Source organism: Flavobacterium sp. UBA4854 (assembly GCF_002399805.1).
Taxonomy (GTDB): domain Bacteria; phylum Bacteroidota; class Bacteroidia; order Flavobacteriales; family Flavobacteriaceae; genus Flavobacterium; species Flavobacterium ginsengisoli.
Genome location: NZ_DHEI01000049.1, coordinates 5483 through 21834, shown reverse-complemented (window position 1 = coordinate 21834; position 16352 = coordinate 5483). Strand labels below are relative to the sequence as shown.

Here is a 16352-nt window from a genome sequence, read left to right as displayed (position 1 = left end):
GATCGAATTGATATTCATATTGAAGTTACTCCTGTTCCTTTTGAGAAATTGGCTGATGAAAGAAAAGCAGAAAGCAGTGTAGAAATTCGCAAGCGAGTTACAGCAGCAAGAGAAATTCAGACTAAACGATTTGAAACGGTAGAAAATGTTCATTACAATGCTCAAATGAGCAGTAAACTAATTCGAGAATTTTGTGTTTTAGACGAACCTTCAAAAGAACTGCTAAAAACCGCAATGGAACGATTGAATCTTTCCGCGAGGGCTTATGATAGAATTTTGAAAGTTTCAAGAACAATCGCCGATTTGGATTATTCCGAAAATATTGTTTCGTCTCATATTGCCGAAGCTATTCAATATAGGAGTTTGGATAGAGAAGGGTGGCTTGGATAGAATTGTTGTATGTAAAATGTGAAATGTGAAATGACAAGTTTTACATTTCACATTTTACAAAAAATATTATTCCTTGTTTTTAGGATAAAAGAATTTGAAAGAATTAAAAACTGCTGTATGCAGAATTGATCCATGATTTTCTTCTGGGAAATAATCGAAGTAAGTTTTTACACTTTTGCTTTTAGATTCTTTTAGTTTTTCTGCAAGTAAATTGGCATCAACTTCCATAACATGCGGAATTGCAGTTGGAGCCAATCCTTCTTTGCCGACAGCAACATAAATTTCGGTTGGTTGTGTAAAATTTTCTTTCAGCATTTCAGAATCCATATCTAGCAAAGAACCATTATTCCACCATAAGCTCGGACTTATAATAACGTATTTATTAAAAAGAGTTGGTTTTTTAAGCAGGATTTCAGTTCCTAATAATCCGCCAAGAGATTGGCCAATAATGGTTTTAGAATCATTTGTCTTGTATTTTTTTTCAATAAAAGGCTGTAATTCTTTTTCGATAAAAGCAATAAACTGATCAGAATGCCCTGTTGTAGGAAAACGGGTTTTGTCTTTTTCGATAGTAGTTGGAAAAGTGAAATCTCTCTTTCTGTCGACAGTTGCAATTCCAACAACAATTGATTTTGGAACCTGATTAATCCATTCAAAACTATTAAACTGAACTAATCCAGAAATATGAATAAAATCTTCATCGGCAGAACCGTCCAATAAATAAATTACAGGGTATTTTGTGGCTTCAGCAGGATTATAGCCTTCGGGAAGATAAATATTGAGAATTCTTTTTTCGTTTAATTCTTTTGATTGAATTTCGTCAATTACGCCAAGCACAAAAGGCTTTGAAGTTTCTATGGTTTTTGTTTTATTCTTTTGGCTGAATGCTAAAGTTGAAGAAAAAAGCAAAAAGGCCAGGGCAAAAAATTTGTTCATTGATAGTAAAGTAAAAATGTTTATGTAAAACGAAAATACAATTTTAATATCAGTAAATTCTTCTTTTGTTTTGGCCTTTTATATGTAATTGGAGAATTATTTTGCTTTTTCTGCAAAAATAGCATCCAAACCTTCCATAGCAATGGTAAAACCTTCTTTGAATCCCATTTGAATAATCATTTCTAGATCGGATAATTTTTCGTGCTTGATTACGACATCAACAAAAGTAGAACCATCTTTTTCAGAGAAAGTAACGTCCCAGTCAGAACGCGGAAATTCTTCGTTTAAGTTGCCTTCGCTATCGCAAAAAGCATCTAGCCATTTTACGTTTGTCTTCGGATTTATTGAAGTATAATCGGCAATAGCCCAATGTTCTTCACCTTCAGGGCCAACCATTGCATACAATCGTCGTCCGCCTTTTTCAAAATTCATGCTTTTTGTTTTTGATTTCCACGGAGCTGGCGCCCACCACAAATCTAGAATTTGAGGTTCTGTCCAAGCCGACCATACTTGTGGCAATGAAGCATTAAATTCACGTTTTACATTTACAGTTTTATTTTCTTTGTCTACAGTAAAATTCATTAAAAGATTTGATTTCATTTTCTTTAGATTTTAAGTTGTAAATCGTTAATTAGATTGGTTTATTTTTCTGCTAAGATTTTGTCCAAACCTTGCATTGCCGAAGTAAAACCTTCTCTAAAGCCCATTTCAATTATTTTTTGTAATTCTTCAAAACTGTCACGTCTAATGGCGATGTCAACAATTGTAGAACCTTTTTGTTCAGAAAAAGAGATATCCCAATACGAACTAGCAAATTCTGAATTCGGATTTCCTTCTGCATCAGAAAAAGTAGCAGAATGTTTAAAGTTAGTTTTCGGAGAAATAGAAGAATACTCAAAATAACTCCAACGTTCTGTACCGTCTGGACCAACCATGGCATATAATCTTTTTCCGCCTTCTTTAAACTCCATTGTTTTGGTTTTAGATACAAAAGGAGCCGGCGCCCACCATAAATCTAAAATTTCAGGTTCTGTCCAAGCAGACCAAACGTTAGACAATGGCGCGTCGAATTCGCGTTTTACATTTACAGTTTTATTTTCCTTATCTACAGAAAAATTCATTAATAAATCAGTTTTCATTTTCTTTAGCTTTTAAGTTTAGTAATACTTGATCCAATTGGCTAAAACGCTGTTCCCAAATTGCTTTAAACTGCTCTAGCCATTCATCAACTTCTTTCATTTTTTCAATTTTGAGCTGATAATAAATTTCTCTGCCCAATTTTTTTTCTTCCAATAAATCACATTCATTTAGTATTTTAATGTGTTTAGAAACCGCCTGTCTTGTAGTTTGAAACTGCTCTGCAATAGCATTTGGTGTTAATGCAGTAGAAGAAATCAAAACTAATATTGCTCTTCTCGTCGGATCGGCAATAGCTTGAAAAATATCTCTTTTCATTTTTCTGAATATAAATTCGCAACTAATCAGTTGCAAATATACGCAACTTTTCGGTTGCACAATTAAAAAATATGATTTTTTTTCAATGAAAGAACCTAAACAAAAAAAAGACGCATCAAAAATGCGTCTTTTTCTTTATAATCATGTTATATAATTATCGTCTAATTTTATTCTTTACAATGATGTCTTTTAGCTTGGCTTTCAGGTCTTCACCTGTATCATAAACCATTTGTTCGTTATTCGGAAACGGAACGGCACGTTTGTCAAAATACGACAGATAATTATCTTCACAAGCACCTCTGTTTCCTTTATAAGTCGAGTAAATATTTTCAAAAACATATTCGCTGCTTATTGGGAAAGTCTGAACCAGCTGATTGCTTTTTAAGTCTACATAATCTACTTTTGCCGTTACCAGACAAGATTTAAACTGTCTGAATTCGTAAACCGTTGCGCGAAGAGTCTTGTAATTCTCTACTTTAATTTCTTTACCTAAACTATCTTTTACTGGTCTTCCGCGGCTGTCTAAAAGTGTTTTTACGCCATCTTTAACTTGTCTTTCTTTCACAAACTCTTTCTCTTTGATTTGTTCTGGAGAAATTGCAATCTGTCTGAAACTAAGAATCAAGCTATAATCGTACGACACATTTTTTTGTCTTGCGCTATGATAAACCGTCCATTTATCATTCAATCCGTAAGTTTTAAAATCTAACAAATCGTCTTGAAGCATTTTCGGGATTACCATATTGGTTTCGTTTTTAGCATAAACATCCACAAAATCAGTTCCTTTGAACTGAGCGTCGTCCATTAGTTTTTTAGTGTTTTTGTAGCCAGGATTAATGCTTTCCAAATAAGCAAAATCGTCGTATGCTTTTCTAAAATCTAATTTATTATTCGATTTCAAAAGCGTAGAAGCGTTTTCATATAAATATTTAGAAAGTGCATTTTTACTGTTTACAATCTCATTTGAATAATTATCAAACGGAAAATTTGCATTTCGTCCCAATTTCAATAAAGGCAAAGGCAAAATCGGCCTGATTTTTTCCTGACGATTATTGAGCTGTATATAAGTGTTGTAGATGCGCTCGGCATTTGCAGGATTATTTTCTTTGTTCAGCATTTCCAAATTGCGTAAATCGCGGTCTTTGGCTTTTGCAAAAGCTTCTTCAAGCAGATAAACATAATCTTGTTTTCCTTTAGAATCTTTTTTGGTGCGAAGCGCCTCAACAGCGCGATCAATTGCACCGTCGTAATTTCCGTCGCTAAGCATTGATTGTGTTGTTTTTACCCCACAAGAAGAAAGGGCTAAAAACAATATAGAAACTAGAAAAGTAATTTTTTGCATAGTGTGTTTTTTGAAGTTGCAAATATATTTTATTTAACTTTCAACAACTATGCCTTTTTCTAATTTATTTAAGGAGCAGAAATGCTGTTTTCAAAATAAACATCTGTCCCACTGTACATATATCTTTTGCATTCGCTATTGCAGCCACATCTAATCTTCCCATGTTTCGATCAAGTTATTATTCCATAATTTCTGAGCAAACTCCTTAAAGACTTTTTGACCTTTTTTAAAGTTTTCATCAAACTTGAATTCGCCACCTTCAAATTGCTTTTCGCCATTATCTGCAACTCCTATTTGAACCTTATTCTCGCCGCGCATTGCATATTTTGTGTTTCCTTCGTACATAATAATTTTCATCTCAGACGGACTTACATCTCCGTGGCAAACGGTTTTATACATAAGCCAGACTTCAGCAATTCCGTTGTTGTTCAAATCTGTAACTTGAAATGTGTTTTTAATAAACGAAGCAACAAGATCGACAGGACAATCTGAAATGAAATCGTAAACTCGCCAAGTTTGCTTAGCTTGATTTCCTGAAATGATATAATGGTAGGCAAATAATTCAGCATCAGAACCATCGGTTTCGTGTACAAACTTTTTATTGATGTGGTAACCTGTTTCAGTAGTAATTACAATATTATCTCCTGATTTATCTTTCCAACGAACAGCATTTTTAATATGACCTTCATATTTTATTGATTTAGGAAATTGAGTTGAATCGATTTTTTCAACAGTTAAAACAAAAGGTTCTTCTGTTGATTTCTCAGTTGACGCAGAAGTTGTAATTTCCTCTTTTTTATCTGATTTGCAACTTGAAAAAAGAACGATAGCTAATAATAGGATTGTAATTTTTTTCATGAAACGCATTTATACAATTTAATAGTTGAGTTGTTTTTTTATTTAAAGAAAAATTAATCTATCAGCATACCGCTTTCTTCGTCAAATACTTTTCGTTCTTCTTCACTCATTCGGTCTCTTAAAACACGAATGGTGTAACCACCATATAGTTTTCCGTTTATAAGATACATCCAGTCACTAATTTTAGAAGTTTCAATATCGATTTTGTCGCCTGCTTTATATTCTGTAATGTATTCGGGATCACTGTTTAAAATTCCAGAATAATTTCCGTCTATATACTTAATTTCCCTAATCCACATATGTTCTATGCCTTTTGAATTAGAAAACTTAACTTTTAAAGAATGGCTATCGGCATTAAAATTGGACAATCCTTTATTGAATTCATCTAGAGTTTCATTTGCTTCCAAAATTGCAGCATTCATTTCTGGATCTTCACTTTCTACGTTGTAAATTGTTGGTTCGCCTTCTCTTTCTATTTTATTAGAATCTTTGCAACTTGCTAAACAAAAAAGACTTGTTAGTATTAAAATATAGCTTTTCATTATTATGCTACTGTTTGATTTTTAGTTTGTTATTTGTTTTTTTATTAAGACAATCTGTCCTAAATGATAATAGCTATGCTCAATCATAGCTTCGATATTTCTTTTATAAGTTCCGTATTTGGCATCTACAAAAACATCATCGAGTTTTTTATCGGGCATTTGTTCTATTAGTGAAGCAAATTCTTCGGCATCATTCCAGAATCTATTTAAAAAAACATTCCATTGTTCTTGCGAATGAATTGGCGGAAAATCAAAACTAAATTTGTCTTTTATATCCAAAGTTCCACCTTTAAAAACCTCATTAAGTCCCTTAATGTAATAATGAATATGCTGAGCCAGAACTGCAATTGTATTTAAGTTCTTTATGGGATTAACCGCAATTTTCCAATCTAGATTCTCGAGCTGATCTTTAAAATTGGTGTTTGCAATCCAAGTTCCGTTTAAAATGACTTCTCTAAAACGATTTGCAATTTCGGTTGTACTTTTCATATTCAAAATAGTTTAGAAGTTAAATTACGATTAATTTATTCCTGCTGAATCCATTCGTATTTTCCATTTTTAAGATAAATAACGCCGCCTCCGCAACTTTCTTCGGCGTGAATAAAGATTCCGTCGTTTGGCAATTTTATTTTGTCTTCTTCTGCAACTTGTTCTTCGCCAATGATTTCTCCGTCTTCATTTACATTTTCAAAATAAACCTCATTTTTGGGCGCTTTTTCAAATATTCCTGCCCAATCAATTTCGTCAAAACCTTGATTTAAAATATCATTTCCAAAACCTAAATAATCAGTTCTTTTTCCGTTTCCGTAAGTGATTTTAAGACCGCTTTTTTGGTTTTTTGTACTTCTAAAAATTTCTACAGTTTCATCTAAATTATCTCCGTCAAGATCACATAAGATTTTGTTGATTTTATGTTTTGTAGATAACACAATCGTATCTGTTTTTTGTGTTTCTGGTTCTTTCTTTTCAGTTACCTTCAAAGAATCTTTTGGAGCAATTTTAGAAGTTTCTGTTTTTACTTCTTTTTTACAAGAAATAGTAAGTACAGACAAAAGGAGTAGAGTTTTAATTTTCATATTAGGCTTAGATAAATTTTAAAATGCTAATATAAAAAATTACGTATGAAAATATATGGTTTTGCGAACTATTGGATATTATCCTTACAAATCGTATTATGAATTGCCTCTAGCTTTAGCTGGAGCGTAGTGTGTATTGAAAAGAAAGGGCTTTAGCCAAATGAATAATTTTGGCTAAAGCCCTTTCGAGACTTTTATGAAACCCCAGCTAAAGCTGGAGGCAACTGAAAATATATTTATTTAGACTTTCTGATCTTAACTTGATATACAATTTCCCAAAAGATAATTGAGAAAACAGCATTTGCAAAAATGGCAGTTTTAACCTGATATGGATCGTAATTTACAAGCAGATGCAAATTGGTAAACTGTAAGGCCAAAAACATGGACAAAGCTGCAATTCCAACCGCACAAAGTACATTGAGCAAAGGTTTCCATTTTAGGGCTGTAAAAGCATAAATAAGATTCAGAATACCAAAGCCAACTCCTAAAGTTACAAAACCATCACCTTTAAATTTCTCATTTAATTCAAGAAAAAAATGCGTAGAAGTAAGGTATAAAAAGAAAAGAATAGAATAAATTAGGATTCGTACTTGTGGTTTCATCTTGTATTATTTAATATGATAATTTTTTTAGATACGAAGATACTATTTAATGTCTTAAAATGTCGTTAAGATAATTTTAGACCTATTTCCAAAAATTCTTTACTGTGTTAAAATGCTCTTCATTATCTTCTGCATCAGTGTATACATATAAATTATCCCAATAAATAACACCTCCAATTTTGACGAAAATTTTGTAATATCCTGTAGTAAGGGTTTTTATATCAAGTTTAGGGTTACTTGTAGACAATTCGTTTAAAGAAAGTTTAGAACTTGATATAATAGATTGTTCGCTATACAAGCTACTGTTTAAAATAGTGCTGAAATCAACACTTTGATAAATTTTTTCGGGAGTTGCTGGAACTAACCATATTGCTGTAATGTTTTCTTGCGCAGAAATGTAAAGATTGTTGTTGTTACGTGCAGGATTTGGGAAAATTAAAAATTTGTTTTTGACAAAAGTATTTGGGTTACCGAGTTTTAATCCCATATCGTCTGTAGTTTGTCTAAAATCAACTCCTGTTACAAGATTTATAGAAGTCTTATCGGTTTGAGGCGTTTTATCGTCATTGCTGCAGCTTATCGCTAAAAGAGATATAAGAATAAAAAGTATTTTTTTCATGTTTAATTTATTTCGAATGTTTTGAAAAACGTAAAATAGCTCTGATTAAGGTTTTATGGCAAAAGTGTTTCTATTTTGGTTTCCGATTTTTCTTTTAGCGGACTATCTGCTTTCAAACTCCAAATGATAAGAAATTTTCCTTTTACAACATATTCTTCTGGATGTTCGTCTGTTGGTTCGCCAGCTTTTCCCCACAGTAAACCTTGCAGAAAACGATCGCCTTTAAAAACGTGGTCAAATTCAAAATACATAATAGAGCCTTTGTCACCTTTGTTTTTAAAACTTTGAATGGCTTTACTTTTTACAGTTCCAACAATATTGCTGTAGGTTTCAATATCAGTATAAAAATTACAAGCCTGAGGCGACACACAAATATTACCGTCGTTTGGTGTATAGCCTTTTGGAATTTCTTTTGGTTTTAGTTTTAAATCAGCTAGGGTTTGGCTGAATGAATTTGTTGTCAATAATAGTAATAGTGTTGATAGTAGGATTGTAGGTTTCATGGTTTTGGGGATTGATTTGGTATGCTAAAATAATATTTTAATTTGAACTTGAAACAGAAAGATCGTTTTACAAAGATTATATTTTTGACGTGTTTTTATTTGTTTTCTGCTTTATTATAACATAGCAAATTAAGGCAGGTGCAAGCATAAATATGAATAAAGAACCAATCCAATAATTTCGCATTTCATACGAGAAGGCACCATTAATTATATTGTTTTGTCTTCTGTAAAGAATTACATTTTTAGCAATTTTGATTCTCCAGATTTCAATTTTATTTTCTCCCAAATAAGCACTTTCTTCTACAATATTTTTTGGTATAGAAATTCCTGTTTTTAATTTATCTGATTTGCAAAAACCATAAAATATCCAAGAAGTTTTATTGCTACCAATAGACGATGGAGGGATTTTATTGTTTATATATAAAATGTCTTTATAATAATATTTATTAGGATTTAGAGAGGCATAAAATGTCTTGGTTTTTTCAAAATCATTTATAACTTCAATTGTGGTTATTGACAGTCCTAGAAATATTAATATTAAGCAAAATGTTTTCATGGCTTTTTTTCTTTACAAAAGCGTACGTGCTTATTGCAGTGAATTATTTTTTTATTTGATTTGTTCCCAATTTTGATTTTTTCTTAGATTAAAGAGCATTTCGTAGGTTCTTTTTAAGCCATAAGTACCAATTAGCCCATAATCATTAATATTTTTTGTTTTTCCATTATCAAAAGTTATTTTGAGTTCAGATCTTTGGTCATCAGTCCAGTAAACCCAATAACTATTTTGTAATGTAGAAAAATCAATGTAATTTAAAATGTCAATTAATTCATTGAATTCTTTTTCAGAAATCACTGTCTTAAATTTTCCCTCATCTGTTTTTTCAGGATTTTGATTTATCTCATCACTAAAATTATATTTCTCTGCACAAAATATAGCTGTCCTGTTTTTGTTTATTTCTAATTTAAAAACTGGGCAACTTCCAAAACATGGCTCTGTTGAATATTCAATTTTCTCAATAACATGCTTTTTCGGATTTTCATTGTATTCGATAAAATCGTCAAACTTATAAGTTAATTTTGATCTGGTTTTTTCGTGATAGTTTAGTTTTTGATTTGGAACCCATCTTGATGAATAATTGACTAAAAAAGGTTTGTTGTTATCGTATTCTACTTTTGGAGCAATTGGATTAAACCTATCTTTATTAATGTCTATTATTTTAAATCCATTTTTAAAGTTCATTAGAACGATTGTAGTGAAATCGTAAGACATTTCGTTTCCATTATCATCATAAGATTTAACTTTATTATTATCACCAATTGCTAGCAAATCGGTTAAGCCATTATTGTCAAAATCAGCTTTTGTAAAAGGAACATTAATTTGTAACTGTTTTGCTAAAATTCTGTTGAGGCTGTCTTGTTTATTTCGTTTAAAATCTTGAATGTTTTTTAATTTAAACTCGCTGTAGTTTGTGTCGGTTTTACGAATAAAATTTTCAATTTCTTTATCAGAAGTTAATTTGTCAATTTGTGTAATAGTTTTTTTTGCCTTTATAAAGTCAATCTTCTTGTTTTTTTCTTTTTGACAAGAAATAAATACAAATAATATAACTAGAACTTTTACTATTTTCATTTTAAATGATTTTAAACTTTTGGGTTATAAAAAAAGCACAAAATAAAAAGATATTTGTGCTTTTGTAAAACGTGTATTTATGAGAATATTTTCTTTATTTAATTATAAGCTGTCCGTTTGAATCATAAATAAAAGTCCAGGTGCTGGTACTTTCAAGGCTTAAAACATTATTATTGTACTGACTTATGGTATATTTTTTAAAGTTGTTTTTTGAAAGTGAACGATAGAAAAACTCATCTACAAATTGTAAATCTTTACATGGATTTTCGGAGCTGTCATAATCTTCAAAAGTTCGTATCGTTTTTTCGCCTTTATTAACACCGTTATGCTGTTCAAAATATTCTGATTTTGTCAAATTGCCTTTAGCGTCGTAATAAAAATTTTCTGTATACGATAAAATATAATCTGCAGGATCAGTAGCATCATATGGCATATTGGGATACGTTGTTACTATTTTTACAAGCTTATTTTGACTGTAGGTAAAGTTTTGTTTTTTAGAATTATAAGTATTTAATAAATTGGGAATCTCTTTTGTCTCAATTTGATTTGAAGCGTTTAAGGTGAGTATTCTAGTGTCTTTTGCTATGGTAAAGTCTGGGTGATTAGAAAAATTTTCGATCACTACACTATTGTTATTGTAAGTGAAAGAAGTATAAACTTCGCTTGTAAAAAAATCGCCTAAACCAGTAGAGGTGGAACGAGGTATATATCCGCCGCTTTTTTTAGTAAGCCTTTGATTTGAATCGTATTCAAAAGTGAATTTTGAACTCGAGGCAAGACCGGAATTAAATACATTGGCATTTAATTCTGTAACCAGTGACTTATTTTCGGAGTTGTTTTCTGTAGAGTCTTCATTAGAGCAGGAAATTACGAAAAAGGCAATAAATAAAAATTTAGCAAATTTCATTGGTTAAATATTATTTGGGTTTTTAAGAGGTTAAGGAATTATTTTTCTTTTAGTAATTTTTCTAAATATTCAACTTTGTCTTTTTCAGCCTGAACCAAACGTTCGTAAAGTTCTACAACTTTATCAAGTGGATTAAATGTGCAAGAATTGTTAGTGTCTCCACTTCCTTGAGCTCCATTATTTGCGCTATTATCGTAAAAGCTATTAAAGAAATTAAAAACAGATTCTTCTGAAAAATTTTCAATTGCTTCTGTAGTTACGCCCAATACTTTTGCAATTTCTGCAAGTCTTTCTTCATCAATAGTTTCACTTGCTTCGATCGTAGAAACATATTGCTGACTTACGCCAATTGCAATTGCAAGCGCTTCCTGCTTCATACCTTTAAGCTCTCTGATTCGGCTAATGTTTCTGCCGATATGTTTTGGTTTTGCTGTTGTGCTCATAATTTCAAAGGTATTTAATTTTTTTGATTTTATTGAAGAGTAAATATATGATTTTTCTGAGGTAAGATTTAATATTCCAATTTTCTATTTACAGTTGCAATTATCCTTAATCTTGTCATTTCGACGTAAGGAGAAATCTTCGCAAGTAGCTCCGCAAAGATTGGAAATTAGATACAGAGATTAAGTATCAATTATCTGCAATCTTGTCATTTCGACGAAGGAGAAATCTTCGCAAGTAGCTCTACAAAGATTGAAAATGTTATTCAAATAAATAATTAAGAAAATCTAAATCAGGATTAATGGTTTTTATCAGCTCGATTTTCTTTTCTCTGCGCCAATCTTTTATTTCTTTTTCTCGAGAAATTGCTTCTTGAATTCATGTAAACTTTTCATAATATAATAAGAATGTTGCGTTGTATTTTGATGTGAAAGTCTTGCTTCCGTTGATATTGTTTTCTTTATGCTGACTTAAGCGGATTCTTAAATTATTTGTAACTCCTGTGTAGAAAACGGTTTTGTATTTGTTTGTTAGTATGTAAATGTAATAGGTATGATAGCCTTCTTGATGTAGCATTTTTTGGGCTAAAGATAAATATTTTTTTAGGATTTTTCTTTCTTTTTAGTTTTTGTTTTTTGATATGCTTTGTAGAGCTACTTGCGAAGATTTCTCCTTCGTCGAAATGACAAAACTGTGTGGTTACTTTGTGTAGACTTCGACTTCCCTCAGCCTGACAAGACGTTTGCAAAATAATCTAAAATCAAAACTCAAAAATCTGAAATAAAAAAATCCCGCCTCAATTAAGAAACGGGATTAAAATGATATTCTCTTTTTTTCTATTGTTAAACCGTAGCTGCAATTTCTTGTGGCAACGGAATTTGATTTTTAAGTAAATCTTCGAATGTTTCAGCTTGGCGAATCAAGATTCCTTGACCGTTCATCCAAAGAACTTCGGCTGGTTTGTATCTTGAATTGTAGTTTGAAGACATTGAGAAACAATATGCTCCTGCGTTTCTGAATGATAAAATATCGCCCTCAGTAATTTCTTGAATTCTGCGGTTGTTTGCAAAAGTATCTGTCTCACAAATGTATCCTACAACTGAGTAAAAACGCTCTTTTCCTTTTGGGTTTGAAATGTTTTCGATATGGTGTGAAGATCCGTACAACATTGGACGAATTAAATGGTTGAAACCACTGTCAACTCCTGCAAAAACTGTAGATGTTGTTTGTTTTACTACGTTTACTTTTACTAAGAAATGACCTGCTTCACTCACCAAGAATTTTCCTGGTTCGAAAATCAATGTTAAATCTCTTCCGTATTCTGTACAGAAAGCGTTGAATCTTTTAGATAATTTTTTACCTAATTCTTCGATGTCTGTTTCGATATCGTCTTTTTTGTAAGGAACTTTGAATCCGCTTCCGAAATCTAAGAATTGTAAATCTTTGAAATGTTTAGCTGTATCAAACAAGATTTCAGCAGCATACAAGAATACTTCGATATCTAAAATATCAGATCCTGTGTGCATGTGAATTCCGACAATGCTCATTTTTGTGTTTTCAACAATTCGCAAGATATGCGGAATCTGGTGCACAGAAATTCCGAATTTACTATCAATGTGTCCAACAGAAATGTTAGCGTTTCCGCCCGCCATTACGTGTGGATTGATACGAATACATACTGGAATATGTGGATGTTTTGTTCCGAATTGCTCCAGAATAGATAAATTGTCGATATTGATTTGTACACCCATTGCGGCTACTTCTTCGATTTCTTCTAGAGAAACGCCGTTTGGTGTAAAGAAAATTTTCTCAGGGTCATAGCCAGCATGAAGTCCTAACTGAACTTCCTGAATTGATACAGTGTCTAAACCAGACCCCATGTTCTTTAATAACTGTAGAATCGCAACGTTTGACAATGCCTTCATGGCGTAATTAACTCTTAAGTTTTCTACCTTAGAGAAAGCTTTAGTTAATCTGTTGTACTGAGATTGGATTTTTTCAGCATCGTAAACATACAATGGACTTCCAAATTGGTCTGCTAACTGCAGTAAATCTTTTGCTTGCATTTTTAAATCATTTTGGGCAAAGTTATTACACTTTTATCTATCAGCAAATAATTTGCAGAAAAATAACAAATTATAACAAATTGTTTTATTTTGAACAAAAAGTTGCTGTTTTTGGAATTTTATAACCTTTTTCTAAGATGCTAAGGTTCTAAGTTGCTAAGGTACTAAGTTTTTTTGCCATGAATTTATGAATTAACTTATTCTTAAATGCTGTTTTAATTATTTTTTTGCCACAGATTATATAGATTAAATGGATTTTTTTTGGGCCCCGAATTACGCGAATTTCCACAAATTTTTAATCGTAGATTTTTCGCAAAAAATGCTCAAAATATAGCCCGTGGTTTCAACCACGGGAAACGTTGCGGATTGGGCTTAGTCATTTATTGCGCCCCCGTGGTTGAAACCACGGGCTATATTTGAATATAGAAACCAAAGAGAAGAGAAAAATTAGTGGAAATTTGTGCAATTCGTGGCAAACAAAAAAATCCATTTAATCTATATAATCTGTGGCAAACAAAAAAACAAAACCCCTGAATATTAAATTCAAGGGTTTGTTAGTAGTTATGTTGTTTATCGGAATATAGATTAAATAAGATGCAAGGAAAAAAACTTAGAACTTTAGCATCTTAGTACCTCAGAACCTTAAAAATTATAAGCTCGGTAAATCTCCTTTTCCTTTAGTAGGCAAGTTTGTAGATCCCATAAGGAACAAATCTACTTCTCTTGCTGCTTCGCGACCTTCTGAAATAGCCCACACAATTAATGATTGTCCTCTTCTCATATCACCAGCAGTGAAAATGTGAGGAACGTTTGTCTGATAGTTATGCGCTTTGTAATTGCTTCTAAAATCAGTTTCGATTCCTAATTGCTCGCTTAATGTTTTCTCCGGACCTGTAAATCCAAGAGCCAATAAAGCTAAATCGCAAGGCCAGATTTTTTCTGAACCTTCTTTTTCGATTAATTCTGGACGCTGACCTGGAGTCATTTTCCATTGCACTTCAACTGTTTTTAATCCAGTTAATTCACCTTTATCATTAGAGATGAATTCTTTTGTATTGATTAGCCAGTTTCTGTCGCAACCTTCTTCGTGAGAAGAAGATGTTTTTAACTGCAACGGCCAGAAAGGCCAAGGCGTTGACTCGCTTCTTCCAACTGGAGGTTTTGGTAAAATCTCAAAGTTAGTAACCGATTTTGCTCCGTGTCTGTTTGAAGTTCCAATACAGTCAGAACCCGTATCTCCACCGCCAATAACGATTACATCTTTACCAGTTGCTTTAACCTGATCTGGAATTGATTCTCCAAATAAAACTTTAGTCTGCTGCGTTAGGAAATCCATTGCCTGAACAACACCTTTGCTTTCGATTCCTTTAGTTGGCAAGCTTCTTCTTTCAGTTGCTCCTCCGCATAAAACGATAGAATCAAATGCGTTTAATTCTTCAACGCTGAAGTTAACACCAACATTTACATTCGTTTTGAAAGTGATTCCTTCTGCTTCTAGAATTGCTACACGGCGATCGATGATTCCTTTTTCTAATTTAAAGTTTGGAATTCCGTAACGTAATAAACCTCCAATTGCGTTGTCTCTTTCAAAAACAGTTACAGTGTGACCTGCTCTGTTTAATTGTTGAGCCGCAGCTAATCCAGCAGGCCCAGAACCAATAACAGCAACTGTTTTTCCAGTTCTTGTTTTTGGTGCTTGTGGTTTAATCCATCCTTCAGCGAAACCTCTTTCTACGATGCTTTTCTCGATGTTTTCGATAGAAACCGGATCTTTGATGATTCCTAATACACATGATTTCTCACATGGAGCAGGGCATAAGCGTCCTGTAAATTCAGGGAAGTTGTTAGTAGATTGTAAAATCTCTAACGCGCTCTGCCATTCTTCCTGATGCACCATGTCGTTGAAGTCAGGAATTAAATTTCCTAACGGACAACCACTGTGGCAAAAAGGAATTCCACAGTCCATACATCTTGATCCTTGTTCTTTTAATTTATCTTTTGGTACCGGAATAGTAAATTCGTTGTAGTTCGAAACACGTTCTGCTACTGCTAAATTACTTTCATCGGCTCTGTTATATTCTTTAAATCCGCCTATTTTACCCATGACATTTAAATAAATTTAGTTGTGAGTTGTAAAATGTGAGAGGTGAGTTAAAAAAACTTAGCACCTCTGCACCTTTGTATCTCAGAACCTTTTAATTAAGCTATTAATTCTTCTATTTTTTTCTCTTCTGCAATTCTTTGTAATGCTTTTTTGTAATCAGTTGGCATTACTTTTACGAAGTGCTGTTGTTGGTTTTCCCAGTCTGCTAAAATTCTTTTTGCTAATGGACTGCTTGTGTACAATGAATGGTTTTTGATCAGTTTTCTTAGTTTCGTAAGATCTTCTTCTTCCATTGGATCGAATGCAACCATTTCCATGTTACAAACTGTCGAATCGAATTTCTTATTTGGATCGTAAACATAAGCTACACCACCGCTCATACCAGCTGCGAAGTTTCTTCCTGTTTTTCCTAAAACTACTACTGTACCACCGGTCATGTACTCGCATCCGTGATCTCCAATTCCTTCAACAACTGCTGTTGCTCCAGAATTTCTTACACAGAAACGCTCTCCGGCCATTCCATTAATATAAGCCTCTCCGGTAATAGCTCCGTAAAGGGCAACGTTTCCAATAATGATATTGTCTTCAGGTTTGAAAGTTGCAGTAGGAGGTACTTTTACAATTAATTTTCCTCCAGACAGCCCTTTTCCTAAATAATCATTACAGTTTCCGTGAATTTTAAATGACAATCCGTTTGTTGCAAAAGCACCAAAACTTTGTCCGGCAGAACCTTCAAAATCAACTAAAATAGTGTCATCAGGTAATCCTTGTGCGCCGTAGATTTTTGAGATTTCGTTACTCAAAATCGCACCTACAGAACGGTCTGTATTTTTAATTTTAAAAGTTACTCTTGTTTTCTCTTTTCTATAGATAGACGGAAT

Annotated in this window: 17 protein-coding genes and 4 pseudogenes; 1 reads left to right on the top strand and 20 read right to left on the bottom strand. The window is 32.6% G+C overall.

Annotation, left to right across the window (positions count from 1 at the left end; all coding sequences use genetic code 11):
* Window positions 1-390 (top strand): annotated as a pseudogene (locus B3J44_RS06760) (magnesium chelatase); the annotation flags it as partial.
* 66 nt (window positions 391-456) lie between these two features.
* Here B3J44_RS06760 and B3J44_RS06755 read toward each other — a convergent pair.
* The 20 genes and pseudogenes from B3J44_RS06755 to B3J44_RS06660 form a co-directional block, all read right to left on the bottom strand.
* Window positions 457-1326 carry an alpha/beta hydrolase gene (locus B3J44_RS06755; protein ID WP_286967218.1) on the bottom strand — a complete coding sequence of 290 codons (870 nt, stop codon included), beginning with the start codon at window positions 1324-1326 and terminating at the stop codon, window positions 457-459.
* Window positions 1327-1422: 96 nt separating this feature from the next.
* Complete coding sequence (locus B3J44_RS06750) at window positions 1423-1926, bottom strand: SRPBCC family protein (protein WP_286967216.1); 504 nt, start codon at window positions 1924-1926, stop codon at window positions 1423-1425.
* A gap of 41 nt (window positions 1927-1967) precedes the next feature.
* Window positions 1968-2465 carry an SRPBCC family protein gene (locus B3J44_RS06745; RefSeq protein ID WP_286967214.1) on the bottom strand — a complete coding sequence of 166 codons (498 nt, stop codon included), beginning with the start codon at window positions 2463-2465 and terminating at the stop codon, window positions 1968-1970.
* Window positions 2455-2781 carry an ArsR/SmtB family transcription factor gene (locus tag B3J44_RS06740; protein WP_198856796.1) on the bottom strand — a complete coding sequence of 109 codons (327 nt, stop codon included), beginning with the start codon at window positions 2779-2781 and terminating at the stop codon, window positions 2455-2457. The genes B3J44_RS06745 and B3J44_RS06740 overlap by 11 nt, the downstream gene beginning before the upstream one ends.
* 154 nt (window positions 2782-2935) lie before the next feature.
* Window positions 2936-4123 (bottom strand): hypothetical protein, encoded by a 1188-nt coding sequence (locus tag B3J44_RS06735; RefSeq protein ID WP_286967197.1) that lies wholly within the window; start codon window positions 4121-4123, stop codon window positions 2936-2938.
* Window positions 4124-4273: 150 nt separating this feature from the next.
* Complete coding sequence (locus B3J44_RS06730) at window positions 4274-4981, bottom strand: M949_RS01915 family surface polysaccharide biosynthesis protein (protein WP_286967193.1); 708 nt, start codon at window positions 4979-4981, stop codon at window positions 4274-4276.
* A gap of 53 nt (window positions 4982-5034) precedes the next feature.
* Entirely contained in the window at window positions 5035-5523 is a 489-nt protein-coding gene (locus B3J44_RS06725; RefSeq protein WP_286967190.1) for a YegJ family protein, read from the bottom strand.
* Window positions 5524-5544: 21 nt separating this feature from the next.
* Complete coding sequence (locus B3J44_RS06720; protein WP_286967185.1) at window positions 5545-6012, bottom strand: DUF1572 domain-containing protein; 468 nt, start codon at window positions 6010-6012, stop codon at window positions 5545-5547.
* 35 nt (window positions 6013-6047) lie between these two features.
* Window positions 6048-6599 carry a hypothetical protein gene (locus B3J44_RS06715; RefSeq protein ID WP_286967183.1) on the bottom strand — a complete coding sequence of 184 codons (552 nt, stop codon included), beginning with the start codon at window positions 6597-6599 and terminating at the stop codon, window positions 6048-6050.
* A gap of 236 nt (window positions 6600-6835) precedes the next feature.
* Entirely contained in the window at window positions 6836-7201 is a 366-nt protein-coding gene (locus tag B3J44_RS06710) for a hypothetical protein (protein WP_286967181.1), read from the bottom strand.
* Window positions 7202-7283: 82 nt separating this feature from the next.
* A complete protein-coding gene (locus tag B3J44_RS06705) occupies window positions 7284-7820 on the bottom strand; it encodes a hypothetical protein (protein WP_286967173.1) in 537 nt (178 codons plus the stop codon).
* Between the two features lie 53 nt (window positions 7821-7873).
* On the bottom strand, window positions 7874-8323 hold the full coding sequence (locus tag B3J44_RS06700) for a hypothetical protein (RefSeq protein ID WP_286967171.1): 450 nt from the start codon (window positions 8321-8323) through the stop codon (window positions 7874-7876).
* Window positions 8324-8399: 76 nt separating this feature from the next.
* Window positions 8400-8879: a hypothetical protein gene (locus tag B3J44_RS06695; protein WP_286967168.1), complete on the bottom strand. Its 480-nt coding sequence runs from the start codon at window positions 8877-8879 to the stop codon at window positions 8400-8402.
* A gap of 51 nt (window positions 8880-8930) precedes the next feature.
* Window positions 8931-9953: a DUF6438 domain-containing protein gene (locus B3J44_RS06690; protein WP_286967163.1), complete on the bottom strand. Its 1023-nt coding sequence runs from the start codon at window positions 9951-9953 to the stop codon at window positions 8931-8933.
* A 94-nt stretch (window positions 9954-10047) separates the two neighbouring features.
* The gene (locus B3J44_RS06685) at window positions 10048-10860 is read right to left on the bottom strand and encodes a hypothetical protein (RefSeq protein WP_286967160.1); all 813 of its coding nucleotides are present in this window, start codon (window positions 10858-10860) and stop codon (window positions 10048-10050) included.
* Between the two features lie 38 nt (window positions 10861-10898).
* Window positions 10899-11303 (bottom strand): helix-turn-helix domain-containing protein, encoded by a 405-nt coding sequence (locus tag B3J44_RS06680; RefSeq protein WP_286967156.1) that lies wholly within the window; start codon window positions 11301-11303, stop codon window positions 10899-10901.
* A gap of 259 nt (window positions 11304-11562) precedes the next feature.
* Window positions 11563-11877, bottom strand: a pseudogene (locus B3J44_RS06675) (GIY-YIG nuclease family protein).
* Window positions 11878-12143: 266 nt separating this feature from the next.
* Window positions 12144-13370: pseudogene (gene lysA, locus B3J44_RS06670) on the bottom strand (diaminopimelate decarboxylase); the annotation flags it as partial.
* A gap of 646 nt (window positions 13371-14016) precedes the next feature.
* Window positions 14017-15471 carry a glutamate synthase subunit beta gene (locus B3J44_RS06665; RefSeq protein WP_286967150.1) on the bottom strand — a complete coding sequence of 485 codons (1455 nt, stop codon included), beginning with the start codon at window positions 15469-15471 and terminating at the stop codon, window positions 14017-14019.
* A gap of 95 nt (window positions 15472-15566) precedes the next feature.
* Window positions 15567-16352 (bottom strand): annotated as a pseudogene (locus B3J44_RS06660) (glutamate synthase subunit alpha); the annotation flags it as partial.

What these genes read in the sequence shown, in the direction of transcription:
- B3J44_RS06740 (WP_198856796.1), bottom strand. Translation starts at nt 2,781, where the DNA reads ATGAAAAGAGATATTTTTCAAGCTATTGCCGATCCGACGAGAAGAGCA.
- B3J44_RS06665 (WP_286967150.1), bottom strand. Translation starts at nt 15,471, where the DNA reads ATGGGTAAAATAGGCGGATTTAAAGAATATAACAGAGCCGATGAAAGT.
- B3J44_RS06730 (WP_286967193.1), bottom strand. Translation starts at nt 4,981, where the DNA reads ATGAAAAAAATTACAATCCTATTATTAGCTATCGTTCTTTTTTCAAGT.
- B3J44_RS06680 (WP_286967156.1), bottom strand. Translation starts at nt 11,303, where the DNA reads ATGAGCACAACAGCAAAACCAAAACATATCGGCAGAAACATTAGCCGA.
- B3J44_RS06700 (WP_286967171.1), bottom strand. Translation starts at nt 8,323, where the DNA reads ATGAAACCTACAATCCTACTATCAACACTATTACTATTATTGACAACA.
- B3J44_RS06695 (WP_286967168.1), bottom strand. Translation starts at nt 8,879, where the DNA reads ATGAAAACATTTTGCTTAATATTAATATTTCTAGGACTGTCAATAACC.
- B3J44_RS06755 (WP_286967218.1), bottom strand. Translation starts at nt 1,326, where the DNA reads ATGAACAAATTTTTTGCCCTGGCCTTTTTGCTTTTTTCTTCAACTTTA.
- B3J44_RS06710 (WP_286967181.1), bottom strand. Translation starts at nt 7,201, where the DNA reads ATGAAACCACAAGTACGAATCCTAATTTATTCTATTCTTTTCTTTTTA.
- B3J44_RS06735 (WP_286967197.1), bottom strand. Translation starts at nt 4,123, where the DNA reads ATGCAAAAAATTACTTTTCTAGTTTCTATATTGTTTTTAGCCCTTTCT.
- B3J44_RS06685 (WP_286967160.1), bottom strand. Translation starts at nt 10,860, where the DNA reads ATGAAATTTGCTAAATTTTTATTTATTGCCTTTTTCGTAATTTCCTGC.
- B3J44_RS06715 (WP_286967183.1), bottom strand. Translation starts at nt 6,599, where the DNA reads ATGAAAATTAAAACTCTACTCCTTTTGTCTGTACTTACTATTTCTTGT.
- B3J44_RS06705 (WP_286967173.1), bottom strand. Translation starts at nt 7,820, where the DNA reads ATGAAAAAAATACTTTTTATTCTTATATCTCTTTTAGCGATAAGCTGC.
- B3J44_RS06720 (WP_286967185.1), bottom strand. Translation starts at nt 6,012, where the DNA reads ATGAAAAGTACAACCGAAATTGCAAATCGTTTTAGAGAAGTCATTTTA.
- B3J44_RS06725 (WP_286967190.1), bottom strand. Translation starts at nt 5,523, where the DNA reads ATGAAAAGCTATATTTTAATACTAACAAGTCTTTTTTGTTTAGCAAGT.
- B3J44_RS06745 (WP_286967214.1), bottom strand. Translation starts at nt 2,465, where the DNA reads ATGAAAACTGATTTATTAATGAATTTTTCTGTAGATAAGGAAAATAAA.
- B3J44_RS06750 (WP_286967216.1), bottom strand. Translation starts at nt 1,926, where the DNA reads ATGAAATCAAATCTTTTAATGAATTTTACTGTAGACAAAGAAAATAAA.
- B3J44_RS06690 (WP_286967163.1), bottom strand. Translation starts at nt 9,953, where the DNA reads ATGAAAATAGTAAAAGTTCTAGTTATATTATTTGTATTTATTTCTTGT.